Consider the following 17,083-nt stretch of genomic DNA (forward strand, 5'->3'; position numbering starts at 1 on the left):
AAACGGAGAGACTGGCATGGCCATCTGGAGCAAGCTTTTCACCCTCGGTCGTGCCGGCGCGCACGAAGCGGGCTCGGCGGTCGTCGATGCCAACGCGCTGCGCATCCTCGACCAGGAAATCCGCGATGCCGACAAGGCACAGGGGAAGGCGCGCGACGATCTCGCAGGGCTGGTCGCGCGCCGCCGCATCCTCGAAACCGAGGTCGAGAGCTTCCGCGCGCAGGCTGCGAAGTATGAGGCGTCGGCGCGCATCGCGGTCGAGAAGGGCAATATGGACCTCGCGCGCCAGGTCGCCCAGCGGATCGCCGATCTCGAACAGGACATTGCGCTGAAGACCCCGCAGGTCGAGGACATGCGGTCCGCCGAGGAGCAGATCCACACTGCCGTCGCACAGACCGACCGCAAGATCGAGCAGCTCCGCCGCGAGGTCGAGGTCGTCAAGGTCAACGAGTCGGTGCAGAAGGCGCAGGCCTCGGTCGCGTCGGGCAGCATGGGCGCGGGCAACAAGCTCGGCTCGGCTGCGGATAGCCTTGCGCGCATTCGCGAGCGTCAGGCGATCCGTGGCGAGCGGATCAAGGCGGCGGGCGAACTGGAGGATCGTCGCACTGGTGCCGATCTCGACGAAAAGCTGCGGCTCGCGGGCATCGGGCCGGGCCAGTCGTCGGCGGACGACGTGCTCGCGCGCCTGACCGCGCCAAAGACGCCGGAGCTCGGCCAGACCTTGCAGATCGGCCAGCGCGACGACACCAAGACGTCGGACTCCTGATGCGCCGGATCGCGGTCGACCCGCGCGGCGACTGGCGCGACCGGGCCGACGCGATCGGGTTCGTCTATCACGACACCGACGGCGAACCCTATTGGGACGAGGGCGCGGCGTACGCCTTCACGCTGGCAGAAATCGAGGACGACCTCGAGCCCGCGGCGGAACAGCTGCACGCGATGTGCCTCGATCTGGTCGACGAGGTGGTTCGCGACCAGCAGTTGATGGAGCGGCTCGCGATCCCGCGCGAGCAGTGGAATTACGTTGCGGAGACGTGGCGGACGCGTCAGCCGTCGCTGTATGGTCGGTTCGACTTTGCCTATGACGGGACGGGTCCGGCAAAGCTCTACGAATATAACGCCGACACGCCGACCTCGGTGTTCGAATGCGCGACGTTCCAGTGGATGTGGCTCGAGGATCTGCTCGCGAGCGGCAAGCTGCCGGCGGGGACGGACCAGTTCAACAGCCTGTTCGACAAGCTCCGCGAGCGGTTCCGCGCGCTGTTCCCGAGTGGCGGGTTCGTCCACTTCGCCGCCGATGCGTCGGCGATCGAGGACCGCCAGACGGTGCGGTTCTTCGAGGATCTGGCGAGCCAGGTCGGGATCGAGCCCAAGTTCGTCGAGATGAAGGATATCGGCCTCGCCGCGGACGGGCGGTTCATCGACACCGACGGCTTCGAGGTGCAGGCGGCGTTCAAGCTGTACCCGTGGGAGTTCATGCTCCGCGAGCCCTATGCGCCGAACCTGTCGCGCGCCGATGTCCGCTGGATCGAGCCGGCGTGGAAGTCGATCCTGTCGAACAAGGGCATTCTGCCGCTGCTGTGGGAGCGGCATGCCGAGCATCCGAACCTGTTGCCCGCGTTCTTCGACGACGATCCTGCGGCCAAGATCCTCGGGCCGAAATATGTGCGCAAACCCCTGTTCTCGCGCGAGGGGGCCAACGTCGAGGTGATCGGCGAGGGTGGGCACGCGGTGCTCGACCAGGGCTATGGTGCCGAGGGTGCCATCCGCCAGGCCTATGCGCCGCCGCCCGTGTTCGACGGTCGCCACCCGGTGATCGGCGCGTGGGTCGTGGGCAACGAAGCGGCTGGGATCGGCGTTCGCGAGGATGAAACGGTCGTGACGCGCAATTTCGCGCGGTTCGTGCCGCATATCATCGAGGCGAATGATGACTGACGCGCGTGAGCTACCCCCGTTGCCGCCGATGGAGCGGCTGGTCGAACTGATGTTCGATGCCGCGCGGACGGGGCGCGGCGAGATGATCCCGGCGCTGTTGCAGGCGGGCGTGGATATCGAGACGACCGATGCGAAGGGCTACACGCCACTCGTGATCGCCAGCTACAACGGCCAAGTCGAAGCCACCGCGGTTCTGCTGGCCGCCGGCGCGCAGGTCGACGGCGCTGCGGATGCGCGAGGCAACACCGCACTGATGGGCGTCTGCTTCAAGGGCTATACCGAGATCGCCCAGCTACTGCTCGATGCTGGCGCCGACGTGAACCGGCGGAATGCGGTCGGCCAGACCGCACTGATGATGGCGGCGCTGGTGGACCGAAAAGCGATTATCGATCTTTTGCTGGGGCATGGCGCGGATCCGGCGATTGCCGATGCGGCCGGGAATAGCGTGCATTCGCTGGCGGTGTCGCAGGGTAATGCGGATCTGGCGGCGCGGTTTTCGGCTTAGTACCTGAGGGCCACCACCCCGGCGAAGGCCGGGGCCCAAGGGGACAGGTCGCAGTAACGAGGGACTGCGCGTAGGCATTGCCGGCCTCCAATTGGGCCTCGGCCTTCGCCGGGGGGGGCTAATCCGGCTCGTGCGCCTTTGCCAGAACAGCCCCGACATGTGTCTCGCCCCGAGCCTCAGCGAGCCGAACCTGCCGCTCGCGCTCCGCATAGCCAGCCCGCTGAATCTCGTCTCGTGCATCGTGGCACGCCGCGCAGCTAATCCCCTCGACGTAGAGCGGCGAGGCACGATCCTCCACGCTCACCGGCATCCGGCACGCGTGACACAGCGCATGCGTCCCCGGTGCAAGCCCATGGCCAACCGCAACCCGCTGATCGAAGACGAAGCATTCGCCTTCCCAAAGGCTCTCTGCCTCAGGCACGGTTTCGAGATATTTCAGGATGCCGCCCTTGAGGTGATAGACCTCGTCGAGCCCTTCGGACTTCAGGAACGCGGTCGACTTCTCGCAGCGTATGCCACCGGTGCAGAACATCGCGATCTTCGGTGGCGGCCCGTTGCCGACCAGTTCTTCGCGGTGCTCCCGAAACCAGGCCGGAAAGTCCCGGAACGTCCGCGTCTGCGGATCGACCGCACCGGCGAACGTGCCGACCGCGACCTCATAATCGTTGCGCGTATCGATCACGATCGTCCCCGGCTCGGCGATCAGCGCGTTCCAGTCCACCGGCTCGACATAATGGCCGACGCCCTCCAGCGGATCGATCGCGGGCTCGCCCATCGTCACGATCTCGCGCTTCAGCCGGACCTTCATACGGTGGAACGGCATCGTCTCCGCGCCCGATTCCTTGACGTCGAGGTCGGCACAGCCCGGCAGCGCGCGGATATGCGCGAGGACTGCGTCGATCCCGGCTTCGGACCCGGCGATCGTGCCATTGATCCCCTCGGCCGCGAGCAGCAGCGTCCCCTTCACCCCGTTGGAACAGCAGGCGAGCGCGAGCGGCGCTTGGATCGCGGCAATGTCGGGAAACGGCGTGAAGCGGTACAGCGCCACGACGCGGATGGGCAGGGTTTCGGTCATCGGTCTATCATGCAGGGGTGAAGCGCCGTCCCTTAGCGCAACGCGGCACCGGCGTCAGCCTGTGGTGACGATCATGCCTTCGACTACGGCGACCGGCCAAGGTGTCAGGCGCGCGCCACCACACGGTCCGCCAACGCACGCGCCGCTCTCGATTTCGAACAACGCCGAATGCCAACTGCACGCGATCAAATCGCCACGCGGCGTGAGATACTCGTCGAGCACCTGCGCAAGCGGCAACCCCATGTGCGGACAGCGGTCGACATAGCCGAACACCGCGTCGTCCTTGCGCACGACGAAGCCATGAAAGCGACCGGCGCGCATCTGCAGCACGAAATTCCGCGCCTTGCCCTCGGCGACGGCGTCGAGCGGTGCAAGTTTAATCCCGCCAGGCGTCGCGGTCAGCCGCTCGCCGTCGCTCATGTTGGGTCGGAGTCGGGTTGCCGGTCCGGATGCGCGTCGACGAAGGCGGGGAGGGCGCGGGCGGTATCGGCTGCAGCTTTAAGATGCGGATAGGGGGAGAGATCGACCGCGAACCGCTCGGCCGAATAGACCTGTGGCACCAGATGACAGTCGGCGATCGTCAGCGTCGCACCGAACGCGAAGCCGTCGCCGTGCCGCGCGATAGACGTCTCCAGCGCCGCAAACCCGTCGCCGATCCAGCGTGCGATCCAGCGGTTCACGGCCGCCTCGTCGGCCCCCAGCCCGGCGCGCAGCGTGGTCAGAATGCGCAGATTGTTCACCGGGTGAATGTCGCAGGCGATGGTCGCCGCCATCGCGCGAACGACAGCCCGCCCGGTCGCATCGGACGGTAACAACGGAGGTTCGGGATAGGTCTCGTCGATCCATTCGAGGATTGCCGGGCTCTGCGTCAGGACCGCGCCATCAACATCCAAAGCCGGCACCAAGCCTTGCGGGTTCAGCGCCCGGTATCCGCCCTCGCGCTGCGCCCCGGTGCGCAGGTCGTGCGTGACCTGCGCATACTCGACCCCCTTCAACGCCAGCGCGATGCGAACGCGGTAGGCGGTGGTCGAGCGCCAATAGCCGTGCAGAGTCAGGCTCACTTCGGCAGCACCGCCTTCGGGAAATCCGACCAGACCGTGTCGTAATCGAGCTGCGCATGCTCAAGCGCATAGGTGGTCGGCGCGTAGGGCCAGCAGCTTTCGAGCATGAACGCCATCGTGCCCTCGATCTTGTGCGGCTTGAGGTCCGCGGCACTCGCGCCCTGCCAGCTTGCAAGGTCCGGACCGTGGCCGGACATCAGATTGTGCAGCGAGATACCGCCCGGCGCGAAACCCTCGGCCTTGGCGTCGTACGCGCCCGTGATGAGCCCCATCGCCTCCGACATGACGTTGCGGTGGAACCAGGGCGGGCGGAACGTGCCCTCCGCGACCATCCAACGCGGCGGGAAGATCACGAAATCGGCGTTGGCGCGGCCGGGCACGTCGCTAGGCGAGGTCAGCACCGTGAAGATCGACGGATCGGGATGATCGAAGCTGACCGTGTTGATCGTGTTGAACCGCGACAGGTCATAGCGCCACGGCGCAAGGTTGCCGTGCCACGCGACGACGTCGAGCGGCGAGTGATCGAGCGTCGTGGTCCACAGCGCGCCCATGAACTTCTGGACGACCTCGACCGGTTCGTCACGATCCTCGAACCACGCGACCGGCGTTTCGAAATCGCGCGGGTTGGCGAGGCCGTTGGCACCGATCGGCCCGAGATCGGGCAGGCGGAACAGCGCGCCGTAATTCTCCGCGACATAACCGCGCGCCTCGCCATCGGGGAGTTCGGCGCGGAAGCGGACGCCGCGGGGGATCAGCGCGATCTGGCCGGGGGCGATATCGATCCGCCCGAGCTCGGTCAGCAACCGCAGCCGTCCGCTCTGCGGCACGAACAGCAATTCGCCGTCCGCATCCATGAACACGCGGTCGGTCATGTCGGTGTTGGCCGCATAGACGTGGAGCGCAACGCCTTCGAGATCGGCGGGATCGCGGTTGGCGAGCATCGTCGTCATGCCGTCGATCAGGTCGGTGCCCGGCGCGGGGGACGCGATCGGGTCCCAGCGCAGCCGGTTGGGCGCGAGCGGCGCGTCGGTGGTGCCGGGCGCGAACCGCTTGGCGCCGGTATAGCGCTCGAACGGCGGATGCTCGGCGGTCGGGCGCATCCGGTAGAGCCAGCTGCGGCGGTTCTCGTGACGCGGCGCCGTGAAGGCGGTGCCGGAGAGCTGCTCGGTATAAAGCCCGAAGGCGGGACGCTGGGGGGAGTTACGGCCGATCGGCAGTGCGCCGGCGACAGCCTCGGTCGATACGTGATTGCCGAAGCCGGGGAGGTATTCGTTGGGGTCGGGCTCGCTCTGGCCGGCGGTCTCGCCTGCGGCGTTGGTCGGCTGGTGGATTGTCATGGCTTCCTCTCCGTCACCTGTTCCGATCAACGCCCGAACCGCCGGCCGTTCAAACTTCTAACCTCGACCAAAAGGACGAGGTGCCTCTATCGATCGCCTGCCGTTTAGCGGACGACGTCGCAGCAAATACTCCGTCACCCCGGACCTGTTCCGGGGGGCGCCGTGCCGCAAACCAACTGCTTAAGATCTTGCGGGACCGTGGATGCCGGAACAAGCCCGGCATCACAGATAACCTTGTGTCCTACGTTGCCTTTCGCTTCGATCACGCGTCGACGGTGATCACCCCGCGGCGAATCTGATCCAGCTCGATGCTCTCATACAACGCCTGGAAATTGCCGTTACCGAAGCCCTCGTTACCCTTGCGCTGGATGATCTCGAAGAAGATCGGCCCGAACATGTTCTCGGTGAAGATCTGCAGCAACAGCCCTTCCTCGCCGACATTGCCGTCGATCAGGATGCGGTTGCGGCGCAGGCGTTCGAGGTCGTGGCCGTGGTTGGGCACGCGCTTGTCGACGAGCTCGTAATAGGTCTCGATCGTGTCCTGCAGCTTGACGCCCCGCGCGCGCAGCTTCTCGACCGTCTCGAAGATGTCGTCGGTCGTCAGCGCGAGATGCTGGATGCCCTCACCGTTGTAATCCTTGATGAATTCCTCGATCTGGCTCTTGTCGTCCTGGCTTTCATTGAGCGGGATACGGATCGCGCGGTCGGGCGCGATCATCGCCTGGCTGAACAGGCCCGTCGCCTTGCCCTTGATGTCGAAATATTTCTGCTCTTCGAAGCCAAAGATCTGGCCGTAGAATTCGGCCCAGGTCCGCATCTGGCCGCGCTTCACATTGTGCGTGAGGTGATCGAGCAGGTCGAGGCCGACGTTGTTGGCAGCCTCCGCCTCGGCCGCGCCGGGCACCTGGTTCCAGTCGTCGTACAGGCTGCCCGCCGCGCCATGCTTGTCGACCAGATACAGCAGCGAACCGCCGATCCCTTCGAGCACATAGCTGCCCTCGCCGAGTGCGCCCGTGCTGGCATCAGCCGCCTTCGCGCCGCGGGCGAGCGCCGCATCGAACGCCGCTTTCGCGTCGTGAACGCGGAACGCCATGCCGCTTGCGGACGGCCCGTGATCCGCGCGGAACGTCGCTGCGTGGCCGCCGTCCTCGCGGTTGAGGAGCAGGTTGATCCGGCCCTGTTTGTAGCGCGTCACGGCCTTGGTCGGGTGGGTCGAGGCGGCGACGAAACCGAACTGCTCGAACTGCGCGGCCATCCGGTCGGGATCTGGCGAGGTAAACTCTGCGAACTCGAACCCATCGAGCCCCATCGGGTTGACGTCCATATGGTCCATGACTCGATCCTCAAAATTGGTATCCGTTGTTACCAATCTGGCGACTTGAACAACTGGTGTCAATCGTTACGATTTCGGGATGCCCCACCGTGACGCCGCCCGCACACTCGTTCTGGACGATTTCATTCCGTATCGCCTGTCGATCACGTCGAACCTCGTCAGCGAGGCGGTGGCGGACACGTATGAGGCGCTGTTCGGGCTGACGATTCCCGAGTGGCGGCTGGTGACGGTGGTCGCCGAAGCGGGCGGCATCTCGCAGCAGCAGATCGGCCATCAGACCCGCATGGACAAGGTGACGGTCAGTCGCGCGGCGATCGCGCTCGTCGAGCGCGGGCTGATGCAGCGGCATGCCAACCCGGAGGATCGCCGGTCGCACCTGCTGAAGCTCACCGACGACGGGCATACGCTCTATGCGTCGGTGGCGCCGAAAGCGCTCGATCTCGAACGGCGGATTTTCTCGGGGTTTTCAAAGGGCGAGGTCGAGCAGTTCGTCGCGATGCTACGGCGGATCGATGCGGTGACGATCGACCTCGTTCAGGATTCCCACGGGGGTATCGGCGACCAGAGCGCGCGCAGGTAATCGAGCAGCGCGGTGGTGCCCGACGACACCGGCCCGCGTGCGTGGACCGCGTAGATCCCGACGTCCGCCGAGCCCGCGAGCTCCGGCAGCACGCGGACGAGCCGGCCGCTCGCGAGATCCGCGCTGACGTCCCATAGAGAGCGGAGCGCGATGCCGACGCCGGCCAGCGTGAGTTCGCGGACGACCTCGCTGGAATTGGTGGCGACATAGCTTAGGCGGTCGATCGTCAGGTCGCCGTCCGGCCCGGTCAGCCGCCACGGCATCTGGCCTTTTGCTGCGAGCAGGCGGTGTTGCGAGAGGTCGGCGGGGTCGCGCGGCGGACTGTAGCTTGGCGCGGCGCACAGGACGCGGCGGCTGTCGGCGAGGCGGTATCCCGTGAGGCTTGGGGGAACGGCCGGCGCGATCCGGATGGCCAGGTCGAGCCGGTCGCCGATCACGTCGGCAAAACCGTCGGACAGGTCGAGGTCGAGTTCGATTCCAGGGTGCGCGTCGAGGAACGGCTTCAGGTGCGGCGCGATGTGGAGGCGGCCGAACGAGGTGGGGGCGCTGACACGAAGCGGTCCGGCGGGCGTCTCGGCGCGGTCGGACACGCGTGCCTCGGCGTCGCGGATCGCGGCAAGGATTTCGACCATGTCGCGGTGATACGCTGCGCCGCGTGGCGTCAGGTCGAGGCGGCGGGTGGTGCGGTTGAGCAGCCGCACGCCGAGCCGCGCCTCCAGCCGCGCGATCCGCTTCGACACCATTGCCGGAGAGATGCCGAGCGAGCGTCCCGCCGCGCTCAGGCTGGCGGTGCGGACGACTTCGGCGAACAGGACGATGTCGGGGTCCATTTATTCTCCAGGCGATCAACAGATTTCGGTTTATGGTGTCTAGTGGCGAAGGTGGCGCTCGTCTATCATGGTGCAAAGAGCATGGGAGAGCAGCATGGCCGACATCGAACGCTATCAGGACAAGGCAGGTCTTAATGTCGCCGCGTCGCTGGCCGACTTCATCGAGACTCAGGCGCTGCCCGGCACTGGCCTCGACGCGACCTCGTTCTGGAAAGGTGTGGCTGACATCTACGCGCGGTTCGCGCCGGAGAATGCGGCTCTGCTCGCCGTGCGTGACAATCTCCAGGCGAAGATCGACGCTTGGCACGACGCTCGCGCCGGCAAGCCGATCGAACAGGCCGAGTATCAGGCGTTCCTGCGCGAGATCGGCTATCTGGTCGACGAACCCGTGCCGTTCGCCGTCGCGCCGACCAACGTCGATGCGGAGGTGGCCTCGCTGGCGGGTGCGCAGCTCGTGGTGCCGATCCTCAATGCGCGCTTCCTGCTCAACGCCGCGAATGCGCGGTGGGGGAGCTTGTACGATGCGCTCTACGGAACCGATGCGATCCCCGGCGCGGCGTCGGGCAAGGGCTACGACGCCGAACGCGGTGCGAAGGTGATTGCTTGGGCGAAGGCGTTTCTCGACGACGCCGTGCCGCTCGAGAGCGGGTCTTGGGCGGACTGGACTGGTGGCGTGCCGCCGCTCGCCGATCCGAGCCAATTGGTCGGTCATGCCGGTAATAATATCTTGTTGCTCCACAATGGCCTGCATATCGAACTTGTCATCGACCCTGACCATCCGATCGGTCGCGACGATCCGGCCAACCTCGCCGATGTGGTGCTCGAATCCGCACTCAGTACGATCGCCGATCTCGAGGATTCGATCGCCGCGGTCGATGCCGAGGACAAGGTCGCCGCCTATGCCAACTGGCTCGGGCTGATGAAGGGTGACCTGACCGCGAGCTTCGAGAAGGGTGGCCGCACCGTTACGCGGTCGCTCGAGCAAGACCGACATTATACTGCGCCCGACGGCAGCGCGTTTACGCTGCCGGGCCGCAGCCTTATGTTCGTCCGCAACGTCGGCCACCTCATGACGACGCCCGCGATCCTGCTCGCCGACGGCAGCCAGGCGCCGGAGGGCATCCTCGACGGCATCGTCACGTCGCTGATCGGCTTGCACGATCTCAAGAGCAAAGGCCCGATCCGCAACAGCCGTGCGGGCTCGATCTATATCGTCAAGCCGAAGATGCACGGCCCCGACGAAGCCGCCTTCACCAATCGGGTGTTCGACGCGATCGAGGATCTGCTCGGCCTCGCGCGCCACACGATCAAGGTCGGCGTGATGGACGAGGAGCGGCGCACCTCCGCCAATCTCGCCGCCTGCATCGCCGCGGTGAAGGACCGCGTGGTGTTCATCAACACCGGCTTCCTCGATCGCACCGGCGACGAGATGCACACGTCGATGCGGGCCGGGCCGATGATCCGCAAGGGCGAGATGAAGACGTCCAGCTGGATCAAGGCGTACGAGGATCGCAACGTCCAGATCGGCCTGGCCTGCGGGCTCAGCGGCAAGGCGCAGATCGGCAAGGGGATGTGGGCCGCGCCGGACCGGATGGCGGACATGCTCGAGCAGAAGATCGCGCATCCGATGACCGGCGCGAATACTGCCTGGGTGCCGTCGCCGACCGCCGCGACGCTCCACGCGACGCATTACCACCGCGTCGACGTGTTCGCGCGGCAGGCGGAGCGCAAGGCCGAACCGATCGCGTCGCTCGACGCGCTGCTGACGATCCCCGTGGCGACCGGGCATAACTGGCAGCCGGACGAAGTGCGCGAGGAACTGGAGAACAATGCGCAGGGGATCCTCGGCTATGTCGTGCGCTGGGTCGATCAGGGGGTCGGCTGTTCGAAGGTGCCCGACATTCACGATATCGGCCTGATGGAGGACCGCGCGACGCTGCGGATCAGCTCGCAGCACATGGCGAACTGGCTGCTCCACGGCATCGCGACGCCGGCGCAGGCGGACTCAGCGCTGCGGCGGATGGCGGCGAAGGTCGACGCGCAGAATGCGGGCGATCCACTGTACCGGCCGATGGCGGGCAACGCGGACGACAGCCTCGCATTCCAGGCCGCCCGCGCGCTCGTGTTCGATGGCCTGACGCAGCCGAGCGGCTATACAGAACCGCTGCTCCACGCCTATCGGGAGCGCGTGAAGGAAAAGGACGCCGCCTGATGCCGCTCTACGCGATCGAGGGAAAACGCCCGACTTTGGCGGACGACGTCTGGGTCGCGCCGTCCGCCGACGTGATCGGTGACGCGCATCTGGGGGAGGGGGCGAGCGTCTGGTTCGGCGCGGTGATCCGCGCGGACAACACGCCGATCCTCGTCGGCGCGCGGACCAATATCCAGGAGGGTGCGATGCTGCACTCCGATCCGGGCGCTCCGCTGACGGTGGGGGAGGGGTGCACGATCGGTCACCACGCGATCCTCCACGGCTGCACGATCGGCAGCAACGTGCTGGTGGGAATGGGCGCGACGATCCTCAACCACGCGGTGATCGGCGATAATTGCCTGATCGGCGCGAACGCGCTCGTGACGGAGGGGAAGGTGTTTCCGGCAGGGAGCCTGATCGTCGGGTCGCCGGCCAAAGCGGTGCGCGAGCTGTCGCCCGAGGCGATTGCCGGGCTGACGATGTCGGCGGCGGCCTATGCGGCCAAGCAGCGTGTCTATGCCGAAGGGCTGACGCTGGTCGACGAGCAATCGGGGCCCTGAAAACAGCACCCACCCCGGCCGAAACCGGGGTGGGTGCTGGCTAACATCAAGACCCGTGCGCGCTTAGAAGGTCAGGCGACCACCGAGCGATACTTCGATCGCATGCGCGTTTTGGAGCAACCCTTGGGTCCGGATCGGCGTCACCACGGCGGTGCCGGCATAGGCAGCGGTGGCGCGATCGATCGTGGTGTCGCTGAAGTCGATATAGTTCGCGCCAAGATCGAACGCCATGCGCGGGGTCAGCTGGTAGCTGCCGCCGGCCGCATAGGTCCAGCGATTGGCATCGGGCACGCGCGCGTCGCGCAGGCCGTCCTGGGTCGGCGTCTTGGCGCGCTGGATACCGGCACGCAACGTCGCCTTAGGTGTGACGTCATAGTCGAACCCGCCCGCCAGGCTCCAGCTGTCGCGATAATTCTCGGGGATCGCGGTGTTCAGCGGTGCGCCGAGATCGATCGTGTCGAACTTGCTCCAGTTATAGGCGACGACCTGTGCGTTGAGCGTCAGCTTGTCGGTGCCGCGGAAGCGGCCGGCGACGATCACCTGGCCGGGCGTGTTGAAGCTTGCCGTGGCGCCGTCGATCGAGGCGTTCGAACTGGCCAACGGACCGACCAGCCCGGAGATGTCCAGGCTGCCCTTCAGCTTGTGGCGGATGCTCGACTTGTAGCTGACGCCGACGGTCGCGAAATCATTGTGCAACTGGACGCCTGCGGTCCAGCCGAGATCCCAGCCATCGCCCTTCAGCTCCTGAAAGCCGTCCGGCTGCGCGGCCGACAGGTTGGGCAGCGCGTTGTTGAGGATCGCATCGGTGTATTCGATGTTGAGCGCGCCGCCGACCCGCAGCCAGTCGGTGACCGCGATGCCGATCGAAGGCTGGATGTCGATCGTGCGCAGGCGCGTCTTGTCCGCAGTGTAGCGCGCCCAGCTATTGGCTTCGTAGTTGGTGGTGAAGCTGAACGGCGACGTCACCGCGACGCCGATCGCGATGCGGTCGGTCAGCGGATAGGCGATGGCACCCGAGGGGACGACGCCGTTGTTGATCGGATCGCTCGAAACGCCGTTGCCGCCGACCGGGGTGAAGTTGGTGCCGTTCCGCACGCCCGTGGCCGAGAAGGTCGGGCGGCCGATGACGGTGCCGTTGTCGACCACGTCGCCCTTCGGCCGGATCACGGTCGCTGCGATCGCAGCGCTGCCGTCGCGGATGCCGGCGATCGCGGCCGGGTTCCACCACAGCGATGCGGCGCCGGTGTCGGCAGCCTCACCCGAAAACGCACGGCCGGTGCCGCGCGCGGACTGCGACTGCAGGTAGAAGGCGTTGGCGGAGGCGGCGCTCTCGAAGCCGAAAGCGGAGACGAGCGCGGTCACGGCCAGCAACGGGGCCTTGGTACGAAACGACATGGGAAAGTCCTAAGCTAAGATACTGATTTTATTGGTAGAGGCGCAGCGCCTCAGCGCACGCGCGTCCAGGTCTGGGTCTTGCAGAGCGGGAAGAAGACGCAGCCGCGCAGCTTGAGCTGGTTCGCGCCGACGGGCGTGATCTTGCCGCTATAGGTCTTGCCGTCCTCGGCATTGTAGACCTGACCGCTGCTCCACACGCCGTCCTTGTCGGGCTTGAAGCCGCTGAGCATCTGCATGCCCTGGACCGGACGGTTGCGCAGCGCGGTGTTGGAATTGTTGGCGTCCTTCATCGAAGGATTGGCGCGCAACGCATCGGAGGTGACGATCTTGCCGCAGATCGACGGGCCGCAACGCGCGATCTCGACGATGGCGTTGTGCGTCTCGGTCTTCCAGCGACCGATTACGGTGTCTGCGGTGGCGGGGGCGCCGGCGAGCATCGCGGCGATAAGCATCAGGGACATCGTCTATCCTCTCCTAGGTTCGTGGGGGCGCCATATGCGTATGGTTACCGAATGTCTCGTCAAGAGCGCGACGTTATCGCGACCTTGTTGCCGTATACGGCAGTTACCGGTCCGCCCTAGTTTTGTACGAAGACAAGTCAAGTCTTCTTACTGAATCCGGTCGGTGAAAAAGTGTTCATCCACCCACTCCGTAACGACAACCCCGTCATGCCGGGCTCGTTCCGGCATCCACCGTTCCGCACACCCGATGGCATCGCGTTGGCGGAACGGTGGACCCCGGAACCAGTCCGGGATGACGGAGTCGATGGAGCGAGTACTGTGCTTCAGTTCCGCAGCGGCTTGCCCGTCTGCAGCATGTGGACGACGCGCGCCTGTGTCCGCGGGTCCTTGACGCTCGCCATGAACGCCGCGCGCTCGAGGTCGAGCAGCTGGTCCTCGGTCACGGTGTCGACCAGGTCGGCGTCGCCGCCGGTCAGCACCTCGGCGAGACGATCCGCGACGACGAGGTCGTACTCGGTCGCCATGCCCTTCTTGTGGAAGTCCGCGACTGCCATGCTGAGCCCCGTGCGGCCGCTTTCGCCCGCGAGGCGGAAGGTCGGCTTCTCCGGTGCGACATAGCCGTCGACCAGCGACAGCGCCTTGGCCTTGGCGTCCGCCAGCAACCGGTCGCGGTTCATCGTGATGCCGTCGTCCTTGCGCAGGATCATCATCTCCTTGGCCTCCGCCGCCGACTTGGCGACGACCGCGGTCGAGATGCTGGTGAACACCGTGGTCAGCACCGGCATCGGGCCCTTGGGCAGCATGCCCGACCTGGTCCAGCGATCGAGCATCTCGCCATTGCCGCCCCAACCGGGGACGAGGCCGACGCCGCATTCGACGAGGCCCGCATAGGTCTCGGCATGCGCCTGCACCGCATCCGAATGGAGCAGCATCTCGCACCCGCCACCGAGCGCGAGGCCCGCCGGCGCGCTGACGACAGGGAAGGGGGCGTATTTCAGCGCCTTGTACGCCTGCTGACCCTTTGCGACGCTGCCCTCGACCATGTCCCAAAGGCCCGCACCGACTGCGAACATCGCCGCACCGAGGTTCGCACCCGCCGAGAAGTTCGCAGCTTCGTTATAGACCACGAGCGCCTTGAACCGCTCACGGACGACGGGAATAGCCTCCTCGATCAACGCCACGACCTGATCGTCGAGCGCGTTCATCTTGGTGTGGAATTCGAGCGCGGCGACACCGTCGCCGACGTCCCAGAGCGATGCCGACAGGTTCGTCAGGATCGGCTGCGAGCGGAGCTTGATATCCTCGAGCAGTTCGACGCCTTCACCACGCGGGACATCCGCATACTCGCCGGCGGTGGTCAGATACTGACGCTTGCCGCCCTCGACGCGGTAGAACGGACGATCGCCCGCGGTCGTCAGGATCGCAGGCACGTCGCGGCCTTCGGCAGCCAGACGCTGGGCGAGCAGGCCCGGCCCCATGCGGTCGATCAGCTCGAACGGCCCGTATTTCCAGTTATAGCCGAGCTTCATCGCGTCATCGATGCCGATGATATCGTCGGTCGCTTCGCCGACGAGCATCGCGGCGTAGGACAGCACGCTGCCGAGGATCGTCCACGCATAGGTGCCGATCTTGCCGGGTTCGGCGATCAGCGCGGCAAGATCCTTGCCGGTCTTGCCGGGCAGGTCGGCGGGCTTCGCCTCGGGCCGGTATTCGCCGGTCGCGAGATCGAGCGACAGCTTGGTCCGCGTCGCCTTGTCAAAGCGGTAGAAGCCGCCCTTGCCCTTGCGGCCGGTGAAGCCGTCGGCGATCATCTTGTCGACGAGCGCCATGTCGCGCACCGTGTCGAAATAGGGATCGCCCGCGGGCAGCGTCGACGACAGGCTCTTGGTCAGCAGCGGCATCAGGTCGACGCCGACGAGATCGACGAGCCCGAAGATCCCGGTCTTGGGCACGCCCATCGGCCGGCCGCCAATCTGGTCGGCCTCCTCGACGGTCAGCCCCTGGTCCATCGCCGCGTTGATCGCGACCGCGAGCCAATAGGTGCCGATGCGGTTGGCGATGAATCCCGGCGTGTCCTTTGCGCGGACGATCCGCTTGCCCATGAAGCGATCGACGAAATCCTCGACCTTTTCGGCGACCGCGACATCGGTGTGCGCACCGCGGACGATCTCGACCAGCCGCATGTAGCGCGGCGGGTTGAAGAAGTGGGTGATCAGGAAGTCGGCCTTGAACTGGTCCGAACGGCCCTCGACCAGATGGCCGAGCGGGATCGTCGATGTATTCGACGAAACCGCGGTACCCGGACGCTTCAACGTCTCGAGCTTGGCGTAGAGCGACTGCTTGATGTCGAGCCGCTCGACGATCGCCTCGACGATCCAGTCGCACTCGCTGACCCGGCCGAGATGGTCGTCGATGTTGCCCGTCTCGACCAGCTTGGCCGCGCGCTTCGACATGAAGGGCGCGGGGTCGGTCTTGAGCATTTTCGCGACCGCGCCCTTGGCCACCGCATCGCGGTCATCACCCTCGCGGGGAACGATGTCGAGCAGCAGCACCGGGATGCCGGCATTGGCGATTTGCGCGGCGATGCCCGCGCCCATCACGCCTGCGCCGATGACGCAGACCTTCTTTACAGCATCGACCATCATGCGCGCTCCAGCACCGTAGCGATGCCCTGACCGCCGCCGATGCACTGGGTGGCAAGCGCGTAGCGGCCCCCCTCGCGTGACAGCAGCGAAGCAGCCTTGCCGACGATCCGCGCGCCGGTCGCGCCGAGCGGGTGGCCGATCGCGATCGCGCCGCCATCGAGGTTGATGGTCTCGTCCTTCAGCCCGAGATCGCGGATGCAGGCGATCGCCTGGCTGGCGAACGCCTCGTTGATCTCGACCACGTCGAGGTCGGCGACCGTTATGCCGGCGCGCTCCAACGCCTTCTTCGACGCGCCGATCGGGCCGAGGCCCATCGTCTCGGGTGCACATCCCGACACGCCGATCGACTTGATCCGCGCGAGGATCGTGAGGCCATGCTTCTTGGCGAACTCTTCCGAGGTGACGAGCACGGCGGAGGCGCCATCGGTCAGCGGCGACGACGTGCCCGCGGTCACCGAACCGTCGCTGCTGAACGCGGGCTTCAGGCCGGCGAGCGCTTCGGTCGTGGTGCCGGCGCGGATCGTGCCGTCCTGGCTGACGGGGCCTGCCTTGGTCTGGATCGTCACGATCTCGTCGGACAGCCGGCCATCGGCGCGCGCGGCGGCGGCCTTGTCCTGGCTCTTCACCGCGAACGCGTCCTGCTCGGCCCGCGTGATCTGGTACTGGCGTGCGACGTTTTCCGCTGTCTCGCCCATGCCCATGTACGCGCCAGGGCTCTTCTTCGCGAGCGCGGGGTTGGGGAGGGGGTTGTAGCCGCCCATCGGCACGCGGCTCATCGACTCAAGCCCGGCGCAGATGAACGCCTCGCCAGCGCCCACCGCGATCTGTCCGAACGCGATGTGGATCGCGCTCATCGACGACCCGCAGAAGCGGTTGACCGTCATGCCACCGACCGAGATCGGCAGGTCGGCGATCTGCGCGATCAGCTTGGCGACGTTCAGGCCCTGCTCGCCTTCGGGGAAGGCGCAGCCGAGGATGATGTCCTCGATCTCGGCGGGATCGACGCCCGTCTTGTCGAGCAGCCCGCGAATCGTTTGCGCGGCAAGATCGTCCGGACGGACGCGGGCGAGCTCGCCTTTGCCGGCGAGGTGGAACGGCGAACGGGCGTACCCGGCGATGACGACGTTGGTCACGTGGATCCTCTCTCTAAATGCGATCGACCCGCTTAACGCTTG

General features: G+C 66.2%; 16 protein-coding genes. 6 read left to right on the plus strand and 10 right to left on the minus strand.

Going from position 1 to position 17,083, the window contains the following annotated elements:
* Positions 1-16 precede the first annotated feature (16 nt).
* Genes EQZ23_RS01105 through EQZ23_RS01115 form a run of 3 tightly spaced genes read left to right on the plus strand, consistent with a single transcriptional unit; the run spans position 17 to position 2,440 of the window.
* Positions 17-766, plus strand: coding sequence for a PspA/IM30 family protein (locus EQZ23_RS01105; RefSeq protein WP_128452648.1), 750 nt, complete (start codon positions 17-19; stop codon positions 764-766).
* Positions 766-1,935, plus strand: coding sequence for a glutathionylspermidine synthase family protein (locus EQZ23_RS01110; protein ID WP_128452649.1), 1,170 nt, complete (start codon positions 766-768; stop codon positions 1,933-1,935). The genes EQZ23_RS01105 and EQZ23_RS01110 overlap by 1 nt, the downstream gene beginning before the upstream one ends.
* A complete protein-coding gene (locus EQZ23_RS01115) occupies positions 1,928-2,440 on the plus strand; it encodes an ankyrin repeat domain-containing protein (RefSeq protein WP_128452650.1) in 513 nt (170 codons plus the stop codon). The genes EQZ23_RS01110 and EQZ23_RS01115 overlap by 8 nt, the downstream gene beginning before the upstream one ends.
* 118 nt (positions 2,441-2,558) lie before the next feature.
* Here the strand turns inward: EQZ23_RS01115 and EQZ23_RS01120 are convergent, their stop codons facing one another.
* The 5 genes from EQZ23_RS01120 to hppD form a co-directional block, all read right to left on the minus strand.
* Positions 2,559-3,515, minus strand: coding sequence for a rhodanese-related sulfurtransferase (locus EQZ23_RS01120; RefSeq protein ID WP_128452651.1), 957 nt, complete (start codon positions 3,513-3,515; stop codon positions 2,559-2,561).
* Positions 3,516-3,569: 54 nt separating this feature from the next.
* Entirely contained in the window at positions 3,570-3,935 is a 366-nt protein-coding gene (locus tag EQZ23_RS01125; protein ID WP_128452652.1) for a Rieske (2Fe-2S) protein, read from the minus strand.
* Positions 3,932-4,576 (minus strand): maleylacetoacetate isomerase, encoded by a 645-nt coding sequence (maiA, locus tag EQZ23_RS01130; protein ID WP_206364142.1) that lies wholly within the window; start codon positions 4,574-4,576, stop codon positions 3,932-3,934. The genes EQZ23_RS01125 and maiA overlap by 4 nt, the downstream gene beginning before the upstream one ends.
* The gene (gene hmgA, locus EQZ23_RS01135) at positions 4,573-5,913 is read right to left on the minus strand and encodes a homogentisate 1,2-dioxygenase (RefSeq protein WP_128452653.1); all 1,341 of its coding nucleotides are present in this window, start codon (positions 5,911-5,913) and stop codon (positions 4,573-4,575) included. Before hmgA ends, maiA begins: the two co-directional genes overlap by 4 nt.
* Before the next feature lie 262 nt (positions 5,914-6,175).
* On the minus strand, positions 6,176-7,246 hold the full coding sequence (hppD, locus tag EQZ23_RS01140; RefSeq protein WP_128452654.1) for a 4-hydroxyphenylpyruvate dioxygenase: 1,071 nt from the start codon (positions 7,244-7,246) through the stop codon (positions 6,176-6,178).
* 79 nt (positions 7,247-7,325) lie between these two features.
* On the opposite strand from hppD, the gene EQZ23_RS01145 reads away from it, so the two are divergent.
* Positions 7,326-7,826: a MarR family winged helix-turn-helix transcriptional regulator gene (locus tag EQZ23_RS01145; protein ID WP_206364143.1), complete on the plus strand. Its 501-nt coding sequence runs from the start codon at positions 7,326-7,328 to the stop codon at positions 7,824-7,826.
* Here EQZ23_RS01145 and EQZ23_RS01150 read toward each other — a convergent pair.
* The gene (locus EQZ23_RS01150; protein ID WP_128452655.1) at positions 7,781-8,656 is read right to left on the minus strand and encodes a LysR family transcriptional regulator; all 876 of its coding nucleotides are present in this window, start codon (positions 8,654-8,656) and stop codon (positions 7,781-7,783) included. The genes EQZ23_RS01145 and EQZ23_RS01150 overlap by 46 nt on opposite strands.
* Positions 8,657-8,750: 94 nt before the next feature.
* On the opposite strand from EQZ23_RS01150, the gene EQZ23_RS01155 reads away from it, so the two are divergent.
* Together EQZ23_RS01155 and EQZ23_RS01160 are read left to right on the plus strand one after the other, a co-directional pair.
* Positions 8,751-10,868 carry a malate synthase G gene (locus EQZ23_RS01155; RefSeq protein ID WP_128452656.1) on the plus strand — a complete coding sequence of 706 codons (2,118 nt, stop codon included), beginning with the start codon at positions 8,751-8,753 and terminating at the stop codon, positions 10,866-10,868.
* Positions 10,868-11,407: a gamma carbonic anhydrase family protein gene (locus EQZ23_RS01160; protein WP_128452657.1), complete on the plus strand. Its 540-nt coding sequence runs from the start codon at positions 10,868-10,870 to the stop codon at positions 11,405-11,407. The genes EQZ23_RS01155 and EQZ23_RS01160 overlap by 1 nt, the downstream gene beginning before the upstream one ends.
* Before the next feature lie 63 nt (positions 11,408-11,470).
* Here the strand turns inward: EQZ23_RS01160 and EQZ23_RS01165 are convergent, their stop codons facing one another.
* The 4 genes from EQZ23_RS01165 to EQZ23_RS01180 all read right to left on the minus strand — a co-directional run bounded on the left by EQZ23_RS01165 (position 11,471) and on the right by EQZ23_RS01180 (position 17,041).
* Positions 11,471-12,802 (minus strand): outer membrane protein transport protein, encoded by a 1,332-nt coding sequence (locus EQZ23_RS01165; protein WP_128452658.1) that lies wholly within the window; start codon positions 12,800-12,802, stop codon positions 11,471-11,473.
* A 50-nt stretch (positions 12,803-12,852) separates the two neighbouring features.
* Positions 12,853-13,263 carry a DUF2147 domain-containing protein gene (locus tag EQZ23_RS01170; protein WP_128452659.1) on the minus strand — a complete coding sequence of 137 codons (411 nt, stop codon included), beginning with the start codon at positions 13,261-13,263 and terminating at the stop codon, positions 12,853-12,855.
* Between the two features lie 323 nt (positions 13,264-13,586).
* Positions 13,587-15,905, minus strand: coding sequence for a 3-hydroxyacyl-CoA dehydrogenase/enoyl-CoA hydratase family protein (locus EQZ23_RS01175; RefSeq protein WP_128453519.1), 2,319 nt, complete (start codon positions 15,903-15,905; stop codon positions 13,587-13,589).
* Positions 15,905-17,041, minus strand: coding sequence for a thiolase family protein (locus EQZ23_RS01180; protein ID WP_128452660.1), 1,137 nt, complete (start codon positions 17,039-17,041; stop codon positions 15,905-15,907). Before EQZ23_RS01180 ends, EQZ23_RS01175 begins: the two co-directional genes overlap by 1 nt.
* Positions 17,042-17,083: the final 42 nt, after the last annotated feature.

Origin of the sequence: Sphingomonas sp. UV9 (genome assembly GCF_004101245.1) — a bacterium.
Classification (GTDB): Bacteria; Pseudomonadota; Alphaproteobacteria; order Sphingomonadales; family Sphingomonadaceae; genus Sphingomonas.